Origin of the sequence: Aeromonas sp. QDB56, from assembly GCF_027705505.1 — a bacterium.
Taxonomy (GTDB): domain Bacteria; phylum Pseudomonadota; class Gammaproteobacteria; order Enterobacterales; family Aeromonadaceae; genus Aeromonas; species Aeromonas caviae.
In genome coordinates this window covers 1-16,659 of the sequence record NZ_JAPDBZ010000086.1, presented here as the reverse complement: position 1 = coordinate 16,659, position 16,659 = coordinate 1, and the positions used below count along the sequence as shown (strand labels likewise).

15 protein-coding genes are annotated in these 16,659 nt (G+C 64.5%); 11 read left to right on the top strand and 4 right to left on the bottom strand.

The window, feature by feature from the left end; all coding sequences use genetic code 11:
• Positions 1–124: 124 nt before the first annotated feature.
• Positions 125–1,402 (bottom strand): NAD(P)/FAD-dependent oxidoreductase, encoded by a 1,278-nt coding sequence (locus OKB81_RS13740; RefSeq protein ID WP_160837900.1) that lies wholly within the window; start codon positions 1,400–1,402, stop codon positions 125–127.
• Positions 1,403–1,451: 49 nt separating this feature from the next.
• Complete coding sequence (puuR, locus tag OKB81_RS13735) at positions 1,452–2,060, bottom strand: HTH-type transcriptional regulator PuuR (RefSeq protein ID WP_029314011.1); 609 nt, start codon at positions 2,058–2,060, stop codon at positions 1,452–1,454.
• Positions 2,061–2,369: 309 nt separating this feature from the next.
• On the opposite strand from puuR, the gene OKB81_RS13730 reads away from it, so the two are divergent.
• From OKB81_RS13730 to OKB81_RS13710, 5 genes are all read left to right on the top strand, one after another.
• Complete coding sequence (locus tag OKB81_RS13730) at positions 2,370–3,833, top strand: NAD-dependent succinate-semialdehyde dehydrogenase (protein ID WP_160837898.1); 1,464 nt, start codon at positions 2,370–2,372, stop codon at positions 3,831–3,833.
• Positions 3,834–4,065: 232 nt separating this feature from the next.
• The gene (gabT, locus tag OKB81_RS13725) at positions 4,066–5,355 is read left to right on the top strand and encodes a 4-aminobutyrate--2-oxoglutarate transaminase (RefSeq protein WP_039039330.1); all 1,290 of its coding nucleotides are present in this window, start codon (positions 4,066–4,068) and stop codon (positions 5,353–5,355) included.
• A gap of 233 nt (positions 5,356–5,588) precedes the next feature.
• The gene (locus OKB81_RS13720; RefSeq protein ID WP_164882979.1) at positions 5,589–5,726 is read left to right on the top strand and encodes a hypothetical protein; all 138 of its coding nucleotides are present in this window, start codon (positions 5,589–5,591) and stop codon (positions 5,724–5,726) included.
• The gene (locus OKB81_RS13715; protein ID WP_039039329.1) at positions 5,726–7,069 is read left to right on the top strand and encodes an APC family permease; all 1,344 of its coding nucleotides are present in this window, start codon (positions 5,726–5,728) and stop codon (positions 7,067–7,069) included. The genes OKB81_RS13720 and OKB81_RS13715 overlap by 1 nt, the downstream gene beginning before the upstream one ends.
• A gap of 471 nt (positions 7,070–7,540) precedes the next feature.
• Entirely contained in the window at positions 7,541–8,884 is a 1,344-nt protein-coding gene (locus OKB81_RS13710) for an APC family permease (protein ID WP_039039328.1), read from the top strand.
• Positions 8,885–8,959: 75 nt separating this feature from the next.
• Here OKB81_RS13710 and OKB81_RS13705 read toward each other — a convergent pair whose 3' ends face one another.
• Complete coding sequence (locus tag OKB81_RS13705; RefSeq protein WP_160837896.1) at positions 8,960–9,352, bottom strand: hypothetical protein; 393 nt, start codon at positions 9,350–9,352, stop codon at positions 8,960–8,962.
• A gap of 251 nt (positions 9,353–9,603) precedes the next feature.
• On the opposite strand from OKB81_RS13705, the gene OKB81_RS13700 reads away from it, so the two are divergent.
• The 5 genes from OKB81_RS13700 to OKB81_RS13680 all read left to right on the top strand — a co-directional run bounded on the left by OKB81_RS13700 (position 9,604) and on the right by OKB81_RS13680 (position 15,805).
• The gene (locus OKB81_RS13700) at positions 9,604–10,758 is read left to right on the top strand and encodes a Na/Pi symporter (protein WP_049636607.1); all 1,155 of its coding nucleotides are present in this window, start codon (positions 9,604–9,606) and stop codon (positions 10,756–10,758) included.
• 141 nt (positions 10,759–10,899) lie between these two features.
• Positions 10,900–11,370, top strand: a complete 471-nt coding sequence (locus OKB81_RS13695; protein WP_010673545.1) for an FKBP-type peptidyl-prolyl cis-trans isomerase — start codon at positions 10,900–10,902, stop codon at positions 11,368–11,370.
• A 298-nt stretch (positions 11,371–11,668) separates the two neighbouring features.
• Complete coding sequence (locus OKB81_RS13690; protein WP_128297545.1) at positions 11,669–12,436, top strand: DODA-type extradiol aromatic ring-opening family dioxygenase; 768 nt, start codon at positions 11,669–11,671, stop codon at positions 12,434–12,436.
• A gap of 143 nt (positions 12,437–12,579) precedes the next feature.
• Positions 12,580–15,468, top strand: a complete 2,889-nt coding sequence (locus OKB81_RS13685) for an ATP-binding protein (RefSeq protein WP_270670211.1) — start codon at positions 12,580–12,582, stop codon at positions 15,466–15,468.
• Positions 15,458–15,805 carry a response regulator gene (locus OKB81_RS13680; protein ID WP_270666757.1) on the top strand — a complete coding sequence of 116 codons (348 nt, stop codon included), beginning with the start codon at positions 15,458–15,460 and terminating at the stop codon, positions 15,803–15,805. Before OKB81_RS13685 ends, OKB81_RS13680 begins: the two co-directional genes overlap by 11 nt.
• Before the next feature lie 253 nt (positions 15,806–16,058).
• Here OKB81_RS13680 and OKB81_RS13675 read toward each other — a convergent pair whose 3' ends face one another.
• On the bottom strand, positions 16,059–16,259 hold the full coding sequence (locus OKB81_RS13675; protein WP_010673543.1) for a YbfA family protein: 201 nt from the start codon (positions 16,257–16,259) through the stop codon (positions 16,059–16,061).
• Between the two features lie 214 nt (positions 16,260–16,473).
• Here OKB81_RS13675 and OKB81_RS13670 point away from each other — a divergent pair, with 214 nt between their 5' ends.
• On the top strand, positions 16,474–16,614 hold the full coding sequence (locus OKB81_RS13670) for a hypothetical protein (protein ID WP_270805275.1): 141 nt from the start codon (positions 16,474–16,476) through the stop codon (positions 16,612–16,614).
• Positions 16,615–16,659 lie beyond the last annotated feature (45 nt).

Below are 16,659 nucleotides of genomic sequence, written 5' to 3'. Positions count from 1 at the left end.
CCAGCGGGGCTGACGCCCCGGCGAAATTCCCCTCCCACCTACGTCGGAGGGAGTCCCCTTTCGCATTTAAGATGGCATCGGAGGACGCCCCGCACCATACCAGCCTGGCGGGCCATCGGTGACATCACACCCCCAGGCGATCGCGCAGGGTGTACCAGGCGGCGCCGGCGGCGGTGAAGGGGATGCGCAGCAGGCGGCCACCCGGGAAGGGGTAGTGCGGCAGCCTGGCGAACGCATCGAAGCGCTCTGCCTGACCGCTCAGCACCTCGGAGAGCAGCTTGCCCGCCAGATGGGTACAGGTGACACCGTGGCCGCTGTAGCCCTGCATGTAGTAGATGTTGTGACCGATGCGGCCAAACTGCGGCAGGCGCGACAGGGTGAGCAGGAAGTTGCCGGTCCAGGTGTACTCCACCTTGACGTCGGCCAGCTGCGGGAAAGTCTTGAGCATCTTGGGGATGATCAGCCGCTCGATGTCCGCCGGATCCCGCGCCCCGTAGACCACGCCGCCGCCATAGATGAGCCGGTGATCGCCGGAGGTACGGTAGTAGTCGAGCAGGTAGTTGCAATCCTCCAGACAGTAGTTCTGTGGCAAGAGTGAACGGGCCCGCTCCTCCCCCAGCACTTCGGTGGCGATCACCTGGGTGCCGCAAGGCATGCTCTTGCTGGCCAGTTCCGGCACCAGATTGCCGAGGTAGGCGTTGCCGGCCACCACGATAAAGCGTGCCTTCACCGCCCCTTTGGCGGTCTTGACCAACGCCGGCTGACCCGGAGTAATGCTGGTGACGGCGGACTGCTCGAAGATAAGCCCCCCCTGAATGCGGATGGCTTCCGCCTCCCCCAGCGCCAGATTGAGAGGGTGAATATGGCCGCCGCTCTTGTCGAGCAGGGCGCCGACGTAGCGATCGCTCGCGACCACCTCGCGCACCCCCTTGGCATCGAGCAGCTCCAGCTGGTCGTTGCCCCACTTCTCCCAGCGCGCCTTCTGCGCCTTGAGCTCGTGAAGCTGCTTCTCGGTCTCGGCGGCAAAGACCCCGCCCTCCTGCAGATCGCACTGGATGTTGTAGCGTTTGATCCGCTCGCGGATGATCTGGCCCCCCTCAAACAACATGGAGCCGAGCAGCCTGGCCTGATCCGGCGGGCAGTTCGCTTCGATGGTGTCGATGTCGCGGCTGTAGGAGTTGACGATCTGGCCGCCGTTGCGGCCGCTGGCGCCAAAGCCGACCCTGGCCGCCTCCAGCACCACCACCTTGTACCCCTTCTCCACCAGATGCAGCGCACTGGAGAGGCCGGTGTAGCCTGCGCCTATGACACAGACGTCGCACTCCAGCTGCTCGGTGAGCGTGGGATAGGGCGCGTGTTTGTTGGCACTGGCTGCGTAGTAACTGTTTACATGTTCGGTCATGATCCCTGTTTCCTTACCGGTTCGTTTCCAACACAACGGGTTGTTCACATTAAAAGCTGGCCGGGGTGTGGGCGCTGACGATGCGGCAGACCTGCCCCGAGGGATTGCTGAAACTGTGGGGCTCGCCGGTGTCGATGACATAGCTGTCCCCGGCGCACAGTTCATAGGTCTGGCCGGCCAGGGTCAGCAACACCGACCCTTCCAGCACGGTGCCCACCTCTTCCCCCTGATGCTTCACCACGCCGCCGGTGTCGGTGCCGGGGGCATAGGTCTCCAGCATGAAGCCGAGCTGGCGCCGATTGTTGCCGTTGTGCACCAGCTTCATGGAGACCCCCTGGCTGCCGAGCTCGATGAGTTGCTCCGCCTTGATCACCACGCTGGGCGTGCTCGCCACCTCCTCTTCGGCGAAGAAGCGCGACAACGGCAGCTCGTAGACGCTCAGCAGCTTTTGCAGGGAGGCCACCGAGGGGCTCACCTTGTTCTGCTCTATCATGCAGATGGCGCCGTGGGTCAGGCCGCTCAGCTCCGCCACCCGGCGCTGGGAGAGCCCGAGCTCCCTGCGGATCCGGGCGAGCCGCTCCCCCATGTTTCTCTCGTGCTCCGCCAGGGGGTTGTCCGTCATGGTCCGCCACCGGACCTCGCCACGGGATTGCTCCATCGCCCACCTCCTTCCATGGTCATTCGAATACCTGGGGCCGACTGGTCAATATAGTGAGTCAGGAACGTCAGCCCCGTTCACTATCCTGCACAACCCAGAGCGTTCATTATTTTGCACACCCTGCGCAATGAAAACCGCTACAATCGCGCTAACAGCCCCATTTCTAGCATGTGACGCCCAGTTCACTCAAATATATTTAACACTTGAAAAACATTTCGGCTCATTTTATGGTCGTCACGTGCTTATTATTCTATACGGCGGTGCCCACATAAACGCGCCACCCAGACCCACTATCGAGGCCCCTTACTTATGTCAGCATCACAATCTGCTCTCTCCCTGATCAAATCCCTGGCCTATGTCGACGGCCGCTGGTGCGAGTCCCTGGGCGGGCGCCGGTTCGAGGTCCTGAACCCGGCCACCGGCCAGGTCATCACCCAGGTGCCCGACATGGACGGGGAGGATACCCGCCTCGCCATCGCGGCCGCCCACGCGGCGCAACCCGCCTGGGCGGCCCTCACCGCCAAGGAGCGCAGCAGCAAACTCTACGCCTGGTTCGAGCGCATCATGGCCAACCAGGAGGAGCTCGCCCGCATCATGACCTGCGAGCAGGGCAAGCCGCTGGCGGAAGCCAAAGGAGAGGTGGCCTACGGCGCCAGCTTCATCCAGTGGTTCGCGGAAGAGGGCAAGCGTGCCTATGGCCGCACCATCCCCGGCTTCTCCGCCGATCGGCGCCTGGCCACCATCAAGCAGCCGGTGGGGGTCGTGGCCGCCATCACCCCCTGGAACTTCCCCATCGCCATGATCACCCGCAAGGCGGGTCCGGCGCTGGCCGCCGGTTGTACCATCGTCATCAAGCCCGCCGCCGAAACGCCCCTCTGCGCCCTGGCGCTGGCGGTACTGGCGGAGCAGGCGGGCATTCCCGCCGGGGTCATCAACATCGTCACCTCCCATCAGGCGAGCGCGGTGGGCAACGAGCTGTGCAGCAACCCCGTGGTGCGCAAGCTCTCCTTCACCGGCTCCACCCGCATCGGCAAACTGCTGATGCGCCAGTGCGCCGACACCATGAAGCGCCTCTCCCTGGAGCTTGGCGGCAACGCCCCCTTCATCGTCTTTGACGACGCCGACCTCGACGCCGCCGTGGCCGGGGCCCTGGCGTCCAAATACCGCAACGCCGGCCAGACCTGCGTCTGCGCCAACCGCATCCTGGTGCAGGCCAGCGTCTATGACGCCTTCGCCGAGAAGCTCGCCGCCGCGGTCAAGGCCTTCAAGGTGGGGGACGGCATGGGCGAGGGCGTCCAGATCGGGCCCCTCATCAACCCGGCCGCCGCCAGCAAGGTGGCCGAGCTGGTGCAGCAATCGGTCGCCGCCGGTGCCCGGGTGCTGGTGGGGGGCGACGCCCACCCCGCCGGTCCCCTCTTCTATCACCCCACCATCCTGACCGGGGTCACCCGGGGCAACCCCATTCTGGACGAGGAGATCTTCGGGCCCGTCGCTCCTCTGGTGCGCTTCGAGACGGAAGCCGAGGCCATTGCGCTTGCCAACGACACCCCCTATGGCCTGGCCGCCTACTTCTATGGCCGCGACATCGCCCGGGTGTGGCGAGTGGCCGAGGGGCTCGAATACGGCATGGTGGGGATCAACGAGGGGATCATCTCCACCGAACTGGCCCCCTTTGGCGGGATCAAGGAGTCGGGACTGGGCCGGGAAGGGGCGGCCGAAGGGCTGGAGGAGTACCTGGAGACCAAATACCTCTGCTTTGGCGGCATTCGCTGAGGGAAATGAAAGGGCAATAGCATCGTTAAAACAGATGCGTTATGACACAGCCCATCGCTTTTACAGATAGAAAGAGGGGGTCGCCGGTCACGACCGAGCGCCTTGTGGGCACTGAGGGCACGCCCGGGGCCCCCTTTTGCGAACAGGTCGCCCTGCCCGAGGGCAGTTGGCGGCACACATATGGCCAGATGGCACAGGAATAGCGGGGGCCCATGCCCCTCAGGGAGGAAAGATGAGTCATTCAAGCAACAACCAACAGTGGCAGGCCCGCCGCGAAGCGGCCGTGGTCCAGGGGGTCGGCACCCTGCTGCCGGTCTTCATCGACCGGGCGCACAACGCCGAGCTGTGGGACGTGGAGGGCAACCGCTACATCGACTTTGCCTCCGGCATCGCCGTGCTCAACACCGGCCACAACCACCCCAAGGTGGTGGCGGCGGTGCGCGAGCAGCTCGAGAAGTTCAGCCACACCTGCTTCCAGGTCACCCCCTACTCCGGCTATATCGAGCTGGCGGAAAAATTGAATGCCCTGGTGCCCGGCCCCACCCCCAAGCGCACCCTCTTCCTCTCCACCGGCGCCGAGGCGGTGGAGAACGCCATCAAGATCGCCCGCGCCCACACCGGTCGCAGCGGTACCATCGCCTTCAAGGGGGGCTTCCACGGCCGCACCATGATGGGCATGGCCCTCACCGGCAAGGTGGTGCCCTACAAGACCGGCTTCGGCCCCTTCCCGGGGGAGGTCTATCACCTCCCCTTCCCCGCCGACTACCTGGGAGTGAGTGAAGACGATGCCCTGGCCGCGCTGGATCTCTGCTTCAGCGCCGACATCGAACCCACCCGGGTGGCCGCCATCATCATCGAGCCGGTGCAGGGGGAAGGGGGCTTCTACCCCGCCTCCGCCAGCTTCATGCAGCGCCTGCGCCAGGTGTGCGACCAGCACGGCATCCTGCTCATCTGCGACGAGATCCAGACCGGTTTCTGTCGCACCGGCAAGACCTTCGCCACCGAATACAGCGGTGTCGAACCCGACATCATGACGCTGGCCAAGAGCCTGGCCGGCGGCTTCCCGCTCTCTGCCGTGGTGGGCAAGAGCGAGGTGATGAACGCCGCCAAGCCCGGTGGCCTGGGGGGCACCTATGCGGGCTCCCCCATCGCCTGCGCCGCCGCCCTGGCGGTGCTGGAGGTGATCGAGGAGGAGCGTCTGAACCAGAAGGCCCTGGCCCAGGGGGAGCAGATCAAGGCACGCCTGCACCAGCTGGCGACACGGTTTGACTGCATCGGCAACATCCGTGGCCCCGGCGCCATGGTGGCCATGGAGCTGGTGAAGGAGGGGGATGCCGAAAGACCGGACCCGGATCTCACCAAGCGGCTGGTGGCCGAGGCGGGCAAGCGGGGGCTGGTGCTGCTGGCCTGCGGCGTGCGTGGCAACGTGATCCGTTTCCTCGCCCCCCTGACCGCCCCGGCGGCCATCGTCGACGAGGGGCTCGACCTGCTGGAGCAGGCCCTGTCCGCCTCCCTGGCCTGATCCGGAAGACCGCGTTCGCCCACGTGCAAAAAAATGCGTTTTTGCTCCCTTGATATGCTTGTCAAGGGGGCATCACGAATGCACAATGCGCCGCCGTATTCAAGGACCGTCCGCTCATCGGAGCCCGGTTCTTTTTTTGCGCCAAACAAATCCATAACGAGGCCGGAACAGACCGGAAATGATAACGAGGTGGCACGCCATCTCACGACACCCGCTTCTTAGTGAGGAACTCCATGGGGCATATCATCGCTTTCCTGCCGGCCCGCGCCGGTCTGCGCCATCCGTCCGCATCCCGGACTGGCGCCCCCACCGTACAGGATGACCTCACCGTCAGCCTGATCCCGTCAGCCAGCCTGCGGGGGATCGCCTGATGCACCCGCACCCCGCCGGTCTGAAAAAAAGCCTGAAACTCTGGCACGTGGTCATCATGGGGCTGGCCTATCTCACCCCCATGGCGGTGTTCGACACCTTCGGCATCGTCACCGAGATCACCGAAGGCCATGTGCCGACCGCCTACCTGCTCGCCCTCATCGGCATGCTGTTCACCGCCATGAGCTACGGCCACCTGGTGCGCAAGTTCCCCTCGGCAGGCTCCGCCTACACCTATGCCCAGAAGGTGTTCCACCCCTATGTGGGCTTCATGGTGGGTTGGGTCTCCCTGCTCGACTACATGTTCATGCCCATGATCAACATGCTGCTGGCCAAGATCTACATGGAGGCCCTCTTCCCCGGCGTGGCCCCCTGGACCTACATCCTGGCCCTGGCCGCCGTCATGACCTTCCTGAACCTGCGGGGCATCAAGCTGGTGGCGAACTTCAACAGCCTGATCGTCATCATGCAGTTCAGCATCATCGCCGTCTTCATCGGCCTCATCGCCTGGGGCGTGAGCCACGGCGAGGGGCTCGGCACGGTGGCGAGCAGCCGCCCCTTCTTCTCCGAGCAGATGCACATCAATCCCCTGCTGACCGGCGCCTCCATCCTCTGCCTGTCGTTCCTCGGGTTTGACGCCATCACCACCCTGTCGGAGGAGACCCCGAACGCGGATCGGGTGATCCCCCGGGCCATCGTGCTCACCGCCCTCATCGGCGGCGTGCTCTTCATCTCCGTCTCCTACTTCCTGCAGCTCTTCTTCCCGGACATCTCCCGCTTCCAGCAGCCGGATGCGGTGCTGCCGGAGATCGCCCTCTATGTGGGCGGCAAGCTGTTCCAGGCGGTGGTGCTGGTCTGCACCACGGTGGCGGTGCTCGCCTCGGGGCTCGCCTCCCACGCCGGGGTGTCGCGCCTGCTCTATGTGATGGGCCGGGATCGCGCCCTGCCGAGCCGCGTCTTCGGCTACATCCACCCCACCTGGCAGACCCCGGCTCTCAACGTGCTGCTGGTGGGCATGCTGGCCCTCTCGGCGGTGGTCTTCGATCTGGAGATGGCGCTGGCGCTGATCAACTTCGGCGCCCTGGTGGCCTTCACCTTCGTCAACCTGGCGGTGATTGCCCACTTCTATCTCAGGCTGGGTCACAACAAGACCCTGAAGGATCATCTGCTGTTCCTCGCCCTGCCCCTGTGCGGCGCCGCCTGCATCGGGGTGCTCTGGCTCAACCTGGAGCCTGCCTCCTTCGAGCTGGGGCTGATCTGGGCCGCCCTCGGCGCCATCTACCTGCTGCTGCGCCTCACCGTGTTCCGGGTCCGCCTCGGCCGCCCCGAGCAGGACGCCTCCTGAGTGAAACCGGCGCCCCCAGGGCGCCGGTTTCGCATGGCGGCAAAGCAGGTCGCCAGCTGATGACGAGGTTGTCATCGACTTTCCGGCAGCGGTGGCGAAGTGATCGCTCACGGGGGGAACAAATTCCCCGCTGGCGGCCTTTTTCGCTTGTCTCCTCCCCCCCCCTGAGGGCACAATACGGCGCCCCTTGAGAGCCGATGTTTCAACAACATCGGTTCTTTGCTTTTCTGGGGCACACCACCATTCACCAAGAGGCCGGCCATGTGCCGGAATTGATACCCAGATTGCCAAGCAATCTCCCGACGTTGTGAGGAAAAACATGGGGCATTTCACTGCTTTCCTGCCGGTCCCCGCCGGCGTGCGCCACGCATCTGTGCCACAGATGGGCGCACCCTGTGTCCAGCGACGCGTTTCCGCGTCCCTGATCCCGTCCCATCTCGCCCACGGGGCCTGTGCAGAGGAGAAAGCGTGATGGCCGGTGCCAAGCTGCTCAAGACCCTCACCCTGTTCCAGGTCGTGGTGATGGGTCTGGCTTACCTCACGCCCATGGCGGTATTCGATACCTTCGCCATCGTCGGTGACATCACGGATGGTCGCGTGGCCACCGCCTACCTGCTGGCGCTCGGCGGCATCCTGCTGACCGCGTTCAGCTACGGCCACCTGGTGCGCCGCTTCCCGTCTGCAGGCTCCGCCTACACCTATGCCCAGAAGGTGTTCCACCCCTACGTGGGCTTCATGGTGGGCTGGTCTTCCCTGCTGGACTACATGTTCATGCCGATGATCAACATCCTGCTGGCCAAGATCTACCTGACCGCCATGTTCCCCACCGTGGAGCCCTGGATCTTCATCTTCGGTCTGGTGACCGTGATGACCTTCCTGAACCTGCGCGGCATCAAGCTGGTGGCGAACCTCAACGGCTTCATCGTCTTCATCCAGATCGCCATCATCGTCACCTTCCTCGGCCTCATCGCCTGGGGCCTGAGTCACGGTGAAGGGGCCGGCACCCTGATGAGCAGCCGTCCGTTCCATGTGGAGTCTGCCAGCATGCTGCCGCTGTTCACCGGCGCCACCATCCTCTGCTTCTCGTTCCTGGGCTTCGACGGCCTGAGCTCTCTCTCCGAAGAGACCCCGAATGCCGGCAAGGTTATCCCCCGCGCCATCGTGCTGACGGCCCTCATCGGCGGCATCATCTTCGTCACCGTCTCCTACAGCCTGCAGCTCTTCTTCCCGGATCTGGCCCGCTTCAAGGAACCGGACGCCGTGCTGCCGGAGATCGCCCTCTACGTGGGTGGCACCCTGTTCCAGAGCGTGGTGCTGGTGTGCACCACCGCGGCCGTGCTCGCCTCCGGCATGGCGGCCCACGCCGGCGTGTCGCGCATCCTCTACGTGATGGGGCGCGATCGCATGATCCCGGAGCGGGTGTTCGGCTATATCCACCCCACCTGGCGCACCCCGGCCATCAACGTGCTGCTGGTGGGGGCCCTGGCCCTCTCCGCAGTCTCCTTCGATCTGGACATGGCCCTGGCGCTGGTGAACTTCGGCGCCCTGGTGGCCTTCACCTTCGTCAACCTCTCGGTGATCGGCCAGTTCTGGGTGCGCGAGAAGCGCAACAAGAGCCTCAAGGAGCACCTGCTGTTCCTGGTGCTGCCGCTGCTGGGGGCCGCCACCATAGGGGCGCTGTGGATCAACCTGGAGCAGAGCTCCCTGGAGCTTGGCCTCATCTGGGCGGGGATCGGGGTCACCTACCTCTTCCTGCGCCTCGCCGTGTTCCGCATCCCCTTCCGTCAGTACGAGGAAGCGGCCGACGGCCAGTAAGGCGGCACACACGCCCAAACAGAAGGGGAGCCCATGGCTCCCCTTCTTGCATTCAGACGTCCGGTGCGCGGACCCTCACCCCTGATTGAGCACGGCCGTGGCGGCCGCCTTGACCGGATCCCTGGTCACGGCGTTGACATCCTTGCGGGTCTGGTTGACCTTGTCCTGCGCCTGCTTCATACCGGCACTCTGCTTGTTCAGGGCCGCATTGGTGTTCTGGCTGGTCTCTTTCAGTCCCGCCGTCTTCTTCTCCAGCACGTCCGTGGTGTGTTTCTTCACCTCGGCATTGGCCTTCTCCTTCTGCTTGCGCACCAGCTTGTCGGCATCGCAGTTGCCCTTGACCCCCAGGGTGGCGTTCATCGCCTCGTTCCTGACCGCCTTGTCGAGGTTGCACTCGGACTTGAACACGCTGGCCTGCGCACCGGCAGACAGCAGACCCAGGGAGAGGCACAAAACCCATGCACGCATCATCACTTCCTCAGTTTCAAGACAGGAAAGTCCGGCAGCATATAACCCTGGGATCCCAGTGCAAGGGCGGGGGCCGGTGATGAGCCGGATGGCGTCATATCGGCGTTTGCTCCGACACCTTTTGTCTGCGACGCCCCCTGCCGCCCTGTCACCAAAGCATCATAAAAGTGTCACGTTGTCATATTTCTGTCATGGGGCCTTGTTGTAATGCGCCCGTCCATTTTCAACGCAGAACGACCCCAAGAGGCCATATGCACAGCACCGCATCTTCCGCACCCCAGCAGATCCGTCGTCCCGGCCCCCTGTTCAACTGGCTCGCGGTGATCACGCTGATCTACCTGATCCTGGTCGCCGTTGGCGCCGTCTCCCACGGCTTCAAGGGCTTCTCCGGCGGCGCCGAGGGCGCGGCCCAGATCTTCGCCTTTGCCAACAACCCCTTCGTCGCGCTGCTGCTCGGCATCCTGGCCACCGCCCTGGTGCAATCCTCCAGCACCGTCACCTCGGTGATCGTCGGCCTGGTGGCAGGGGGCCTGCCCATGGCCATGGCCATCCCCATGGTGATGGGGGCTAACCTCGGCACCACCATCACCAACACCATCGTCTCCCTGGGGCACATCCGGGACAGAGGCGAGTTTCGCCGCGCCTTCGCCGCCGCCACCGTGCACGACTTCTTCAACCTGCTGGCGGTCTTCATCTTCCTGCCCCTGGAGCTGATGTTCGGTCTGCTGCAAAAGAGTGCGGAAGGGATTGCCAGCCTGCTGCTGGGCTCCGCCGACATGTCGATGAAGGGGATGGATTTCATGAAGCCCCTCATCTCCCCGTCCCTGGATCTCATCGACGGTGCCGTCGCCTTCCTGCCGGGCAAGGGGGGCGCCATCGCCACCATTCTCATCGGGATTCTGCTCATCCTGTTCTGCGTCACCGCCCTTGGCAAGGTGCTGCAACAGGTCATGGTGGGCCGTGCCAAGGAGCTGCTGCACAAGGCCCTGGGCCGTGGCCCGCTCACCGGCATCGCCTCCGGCACCCTGGTCACCGTGATGGTGCAGTCCTCCTCCACCACCACCAGCCTGATGATCCCCCTGGCGGGAGGCGGCGTGTTCAACACCCGCCAGCTCTATCCCTTCACCCTGGGGGCCAACATCGGCACCACCATCACCGCCCTGCTGGCCGCCACCGCCATCAGCGGTGCCGGTGCCCAGCTCGCCCTGACCATCGCCCTGGTCCACGTGCTGTTCAACCTCTTCGCCGTGGTGCTCATCTACGGGGTACCCTTCCTACGGGAGCTGCCCATCAAGGCCGCCGAAGCCCTGGCCCGGGTCGGCAGCGAGAACAAGCTTCTGGCGCTGGGTTACGTGGCCGGGCTCTTCTTCGCCCTGCCCGCCCTGATGATGGTGGCCGTCAAGTAACCCCGCGGCGGGGGCACTCAGCTGCCCCCGCCCCCTTGCCCGCCAGGTCACATCCCGGGGCGCCTCCCCTCGCCCTCTCCCCCTGGCTGGGATAAGATGCCCCCTCACTCGCACTCTGATTTCAAGGAACAGGAAAACCCGATGAAATTCATTCTGATAGCCCTTCTTATCGCCGGCGCCGCCTACTACTTCTACTCCAGCAGCAACAACCGGAAGCTGGCGGAAGAGAACGTGCGCAAGGGGGCCGAGTTCCTCGCCAGCAACCAGGAAAAACCCCTGGTGACCACCACCGCCTCCGGCCTGCAGTACGAAGTGCTGACCCCGGGCACCGGTACCGTTCACCCCACCGCCACCAGCAAGGTGAAGGTGCACTACGAGGGCAAGCTGCTGGATGGCACCGTGTTCGACAGCTCCGTCGCCCGTGGCGAACCCATCGAGTTCGGCCTCAACCAGGTGATCAAGGGCTGGACCGAAGGGGTGCAACTGATGGTGGAAGGGGAGAAGACCCGCTTCTACATCCCCGCCAACCTGGCCTATGGCGATCGCGCCGCCGGCAAGATCCCGCCGGGCTCAGTCCTCATCTTCGACGTGGAGCTGCTGGGCATTCAATAAACCCGCCCTGGACCCGCGTTGATCTTGGCGGCGGCGCTGCGGGGCATCCCCTCAGAGGCCACGTCCGACGGACCCTGATCACAACGCCGGCGCACTGCGCCGGCGTTGTCGTTTCTGCCCCGGTCTCCCTCGCCCTGATGCCAGATTATCAACCAAAAGTGAAGAGTGCTTATCCATAAAGCCTGATTGTTAACCCATTAATAGGGGCAGATAATGACCACATCGTCAGCGGCATGTCGCCCTGGCCTCGGGTTGTCGGTGCGCCGCGTGCATCGGCACAACGCATATGGAGTCTGTCATGTCTATCGCCCCTGTCTGGTTCATCTCCCACGGCGCCCCGGATCTGGTCCTGCGCGATCAGCCCGCGACCCGGTTCCTGAAGCAACTGCGCCTCGAGGGTGCCAGAGGGCTGGTGGTGATCTCGGCCCACTGGTTCAGCCGAAGCGAGCTGCAGATCAACGTCGAGCCCAGCCCGGCCCTGATGTACGACTTCTACGGCTTCCCCGAGCCCCTCTACCAGATCCGCTGGCCCGCGACGAGCCCGCAATGGTTGCAGGAAGCGGTGAGCGATCAGCTGCTGCTGGCCGGCCTGCCCGCCACCCCGGTGCGCCGCGAGCTGGATCACGGGGTCTGGTCCCCCCTCTCCCTGATGGATCCGGACAGTGAACTCCCCCTGGTGCAGATCGCCATCCCGGCCAACTTCACCCCGGCCCAGCTGTGGCAACTGGGGGAGGCATTGCAGGGGCTGCGCGAGCAAGGGATCGGCATCCTCGCCTCCGGCGCCATCACCCACAACCTGCGTGCCCTCGGGCCGGACGGCTCGCCGGTTCCCCAGTGGGCGAGCCAGTTTGCCCGCTGGCTGGAGCAGACCATGGCAGAGGGAGACAGGGGGGCGCTGGAAGATTACCGGGCCCGGGCGCCGGGCGCGGTGGAATCCCATCCCCACGACGATCACCTGCGCCCCCTGTTTGTGGCGCTCGGCGCGGCGGGGGCCGACAGACCCCGAAAGCTGCACGACAGCTGGGATTACGGCAGCCTCTACATGGGGGCCTACCAGTTCGGTTGAGGGCGGGGCGGCCAGGCCGTCCTGCTTGACGTGCTCTCGCCGACGCGCGTGGAGAAATAGCGGACTCGTTATAGCCATTTTCCGGTAGAATGGCCGCCATTGGATGAGGCTTGGCAGGGATGGCTGTCGCGTCGGGTGGCTAGATGAACCTATATCGAACACTGATCCTGCTCTGTCTGCTCTGCCTTCAACCTGTGCAGGCCCTGACCCTGCACAGCCGCTACGATCCCGCCCCGCTGCCTCCCCGCTGGTCGGAGGGGGAGCTCGGATGGCTGCGCCAGCAGTCCCAACTGCGGGTCGGCATCCTGCAAGAGGACTACCGCCCCTTCACCATGATCGCTCGCCAGCGCGTCGAGGGGCTCAGTGCCGACTACATCGACCTGCTGGCCCGGATGCTGGACAAACCCGTTGCCCTGAGCGCCTTCCCCGACAAGGCGCACCTGCTCCGGGCCCTGGCACGGGGGGAGATACACCTCGCCAGCCTCGGCAATCTCACCCTGGCGGACAGTGACACCCGGGCGATCCGCCTGAGCAACCCCTATTTCAGCAGCCCCCTCGTCTTCTCCGTGCCCAGACGTTATCGGGGGGCACTGCTCACACCGGGACAGCTGGTGGCCGCCGTCCGGGATCAGATAGACAGGGCGCGCTTTGGCCGCTACTACCCCACCCTCACTCTGGTGACCTATCCCTCCAACATGGAGGCGTTCGATGCGGTCTTCTTCGGCCGCGACGACATCCTGCTGGGGGATGCCCACGCCACCCACTACCTCAACAGCGAGCGCTTCGACAACCTTCGCCAGCGGGGCGAGGCCCCGCCCGAGCTGGCGCCTGCCGAGTTCCGCTTTGCCGTCCCGGCCACCGAGCCCGCCCTGCTCAGCCTGGTCAACCGGGGGCTGGCGGCCATCGACGACCGGGCGCGCAATACCCTCTTCACCCAGTGGAACGGGCCCATCCGCGACATGAGCGAGCGAAGCGCCGATCTCTATGATGCCGCCGAGCGGGCCTGGATGCGGCAAGCGCCCCCCATCAGGGTGTGGCTGATGGACAACCTCTACCCCTATGGCGCCCTGGATCATGACGGCCAGCTGGTCGGCATGACGGTGGACATGCTGGACAAGATCCGCACACGCACCGGCCTCACCTTCCAGTTCGTGCGGGCAGACTCCGAGCGTCAGCTGGCAAAAGCCATGCAGTCAGGCGCCATCGACCTCATCGGCGCCATCTCCCAGCAGGTGGCTGAACACTACGGGCTGCGCACCTCGGTGCCCTACGCCACCGACAACATCTATGTGATCCTCACCCGCCAGGAGGAACAAGGGATCGACACCATCCGGCGTCTGGCGGGCAAGACGGTGGCGATGACGCACCATGTGCCCCTCGCACAGAGACTGGAGGGCAGCCGCATCACCCAGGTGGAGAGCGCAGCAGAGGCAATGGAAGTGCTCGCCCAGGGACGGGTGGATGCCGCCATCGTGCCCCTCTATTTTGCCCGCCATGCGCTGGACAATGATCCCCAGAGCCCGCTGCGCATCGCCGGCCCCGCCGATGACGAGCCAATCCGGATGGGGTTTGCCAGCCTGCCCGGACAGGGGATGCTGATGGGGATCCTCGACAAGACCATCCTCGCCATCCCCCCCAACGAGCTCGCCATGATGAGTTACGAGTGGCGCAACCGCAAACTGCCGGTGCCCGGCTTCATGGATCGCCACGCCCACATCGTCTACCTGGTGTTCGTGGGGCTCCTCACCCTGGCGCTGGTGCTGCTCTATCGCAACCGCATGTTCAAGCGGATGGCCAGCGCCGAGCAGGCGTCCCGCCAGCAACTGGAGGCCCATGTCAGGTTCATCCGGGCACTGGGGGAGAGCCTGCCCCACCCCATCGTCGTGCGGGACAAGAGCGGCAAGGTGCTGCTGTGCAACAGTAAATACCTGACCCAGCTCGGCGCCGAGCCAAAGGCCATCCTGGGTCAGCCCTTCGCCCAGGGGCTGTCAGGGGTGCTCGATGCAGGCAGCATCGCCGTGCTGGAGCAGGACTTTGCCAGGGTATTGCAGGAGGGGCAGCCCATCTTTGCGGATCGCCTCTTCTATCACAGGGGCACCCAGAGCGACATCTATCACTGGATGGTGCCCTATTTCGACGGGGAGGGGGCCATCAGCGGGGTGATCGACGGCTGGATAGACATCACGGACCGCAAGCGGCTGGAAGAGGCGCTGCGCGAGGCCAAACAGCAGGCCGACAGCGCCAGCCGAGCCAAGAGCGACTTCCTCGCCACCATGAGCCACGAGATCCGCACCCCCATGAACGCCATCCTCGGCATGCTGGAGCTGGCCACCGAGGATCCCGCTCTCAGTCGTCACAGCGGCGAGCTGCTGCGCATCGCCGCCGACTCCGCCAACGGCCTGCTGGATCTGCTGGGGGACAGCCTGGATATCGCCTCCATAGAGGTGGGCCAGATGACCCTGACTCCCACCCCCTGCGATCTCGCCCCCCTGCTCTCGTCCGTCACCCGGGTCTTTGCGGGCATGGCCGAGCAGAAGGGGCTGATCTATGAGGTCAGGCTGCCCGACACCCTCATGCCAAGGGTGCTGATCGATCCCCTTCGCCTGCGCCAGATCCTCTTCAATCTCATCGGCAACGCCATCAAGTTCACCGAGCAGGGCCGGGTCGCCATCACCGCCACCCTGACCGGGGGCGAGCAGCCTCCTGTGCTGCACCTCACCATCACCGACACCGGAGCCGGCATTCCCGCGGACAAGCTGCCCCGGCTCTTCACCCCCTTCTATCGCGCCCACGGCCAGGGCCAGTTCCCCGGCAGCGGGCTGGGCCTCAATATCGCCCGCATCCTGTGCCAGATGATGGGGGGGGGGGGAGATAGCCGTTCACAGCCAGGTCGGCGAAGGCACCCGCCTCGAGATAAGGCTGCCCCTCACGCTCGCCCAGCAACCCCCCGCCCCGATCACGGCAATCCCGGCGCCCCAGCCCCACCATGCTCAACCCCTCCCCCATCGGCTGCATATCCTGGTGGTCGATGACAATCACGCCAACCAGATCCTGCTGCGCCAGCAGCTCAAGCACCTGGGACACGACGTCAGTGTGCGCAGCAATGGCCTGGAGGCCCTGCGCGCCCTCGCCAGTCACCCCTTCGATCTGGTCATCACCGACTGCCAGATGCCGGTGATGGACGGCTTCGATCTGACCCGAAACCTGCGAGCCCTTGGCCATGACCTGCCCGTCTGGGGCTTCACCGCCCATGCCCAGCCTCGCGAGCGGGAGCTTTGCCTCGCCGCCGGCATGAACGACTGCCTGTTCAAGCCCATCGGCCTCGCCCGTCTGCGCGCGGCGCTGGCCACCCTGGGGCCAGCGCCCTGAATACCGCCAGCCCTTCCTCCCGTCATGTCGCACGGGCGCGGCTGAGAGTGCGACTGAGAGTGCGGCATAAAGGGTCGCCCACAGAAACAAGAGACAAGAGACAACGTGGACCAGCCATGGATACAAGGCCGGTGGCGGTTCGAGACCCATAAAAAAACCGACACCAGGGTGTCGGTTTTTTATATCGGGAGGTGCGCCCTGCTTGCCTGTCACGCCAGTCTGGCGCCGGGTGAAGCGGGCGTCACGGGGAGGATCAGTAGAAGATCCGCTCCCCTCGCTCGCTCATCTTGAGCCAGACCGGCTTGGTGCTGGTCTTGCTCCAGATGCGGTGCAGGTAGCTGTAGAAACGGGCGCGATCCCGGCGAAACAGCATCACCGGGAAGGCGAGCAAACCCGCCATCAGGACGAAGATGCGGCGAAGGATTATCTGAGTCAGGGAGAAGGGATGAAACATGATGTAACGCCTCACTGGTAAGACCACTGAACAAAGATTACGCCAATCATTGTAGGATTACTACACCGACTGCGCCATTTTTTGATAAAAAATGGGGCTAAAAGCCTAAAAATGAAACCGGGTTACATTCTTTAACTAAAAAACAACAAAGGTGGCAAAACGCGGCCCCTGTTCCAGAGTTAACGAGGACTGGAACAGAACGGGGGAACACAGGATGAAACTTGCAGATGCGGCGCTGCTGGGGGCATTGGGCGTGCTCGCCTGGAGCCAGTGGCAGGAGTGGCGGCTCAATCGTGACGATGCCATCGACATCCCCTATCACGCAGGGCGGGAGCATACTTTGTTGGTTATTTAACCAAAGAATAGTTGTGCCCGATAATTGTCATCCCAGCTTGCTTTT

What these genes read in the sequence shown, in the direction of transcription:
- OKB81_RS13720 (WP_164882979.1), top strand. Translation starts at nt 5,589, where the DNA reads ATGGGGCATATCATCGCTTTCCTGCCGGCCCGCGCCGGTCTGCGCCAT.
- OKB81_RS13710 (WP_039039328.1), top strand. Translation starts at nt 7,541, where the DNA reads ATGGCCGGTGCCAAGCTGCTCAAGACCCTCACCCTGTTCCAGGTCGTG.
- OKB81_RS13695 (WP_010673545.1), top strand. Translation starts at nt 10,900, where the DNA reads ATGAAATTCATTCTGATAGCCCTTCTTATCGCCGGCGCCGCCTACTAC.
- OKB81_RS13730 (WP_160837898.1), top strand. Translation starts at nt 2,370, where the DNA reads ATGTCAGCATCACAATCTGCTCTCTCCCTGATCAAATCCCTGGCCTAT.
- OKB81_RS13740 (WP_160837900.1), bottom strand. Translation starts at nt 1,402, where the DNA reads ATGACCGAACATGTAAACAGTTACTACGCAGCCAGTGCCAACAAACAC.
- OKB81_RS13715 (WP_039039329.1), top strand. Translation starts at nt 5,726, where the DNA reads ATGCACCCGCACCCCGCCGGTCTGAAAAAAAGCCTGAAACTCTGGCAC.
- OKB81_RS13705 (WP_160837896.1), bottom strand. Translation starts at nt 9,352, where the DNA reads ATGCGTGCATGGGTTTTGTGCCTCTCCCTGGGTCTGCTGTCTGCCGGT.
- puuR (WP_029314011.1), bottom strand. Translation starts at nt 2,060, where the DNA reads ATGGAGCAATCCCGTGGCGAGGTCCGGTGGCGGACCATGACGGACAAC.
- OKB81_RS13685 (WP_270670211.1), top strand. Translation starts at nt 12,580, where the DNA reads ATGAACCTATATCGAACACTGATCCTGCTCTGTCTGCTCTGCCTTCAA.
- OKB81_RS13675 (WP_010673543.1), bottom strand. Translation starts at nt 16,259, where the DNA reads ATGTTTCATCCCTTCTCCCTGACTCAGATAATCCTTCGCCGCATCTTC.
- OKB81_RS13690 (WP_128297545.1), top strand. Translation starts at nt 11,669, where the DNA reads ATGTCTATCGCCCCTGTCTGGTTCATCTCCCACGGCGCCCCGGATCTG.
- OKB81_RS13700 (WP_049636607.1), top strand. Translation starts at nt 9,604, where the DNA reads ATGCACAGCACCGCATCTTCCGCACCCCAGCAGATCCGTCGTCCCGGC.
- OKB81_RS13670 (WP_270805275.1), top strand. Translation starts at nt 16,474, where the DNA reads ATGAAACTTGCAGATGCGGCGCTGCTGGGGGCATTGGGCGTGCTCGCC.
- gabT (WP_039039330.1), top strand. Translation starts at nt 4,066, where the DNA reads ATGAGTCATTCAAGCAACAACCAACAGTGGCAGGCCCGCCGCGAAGCG.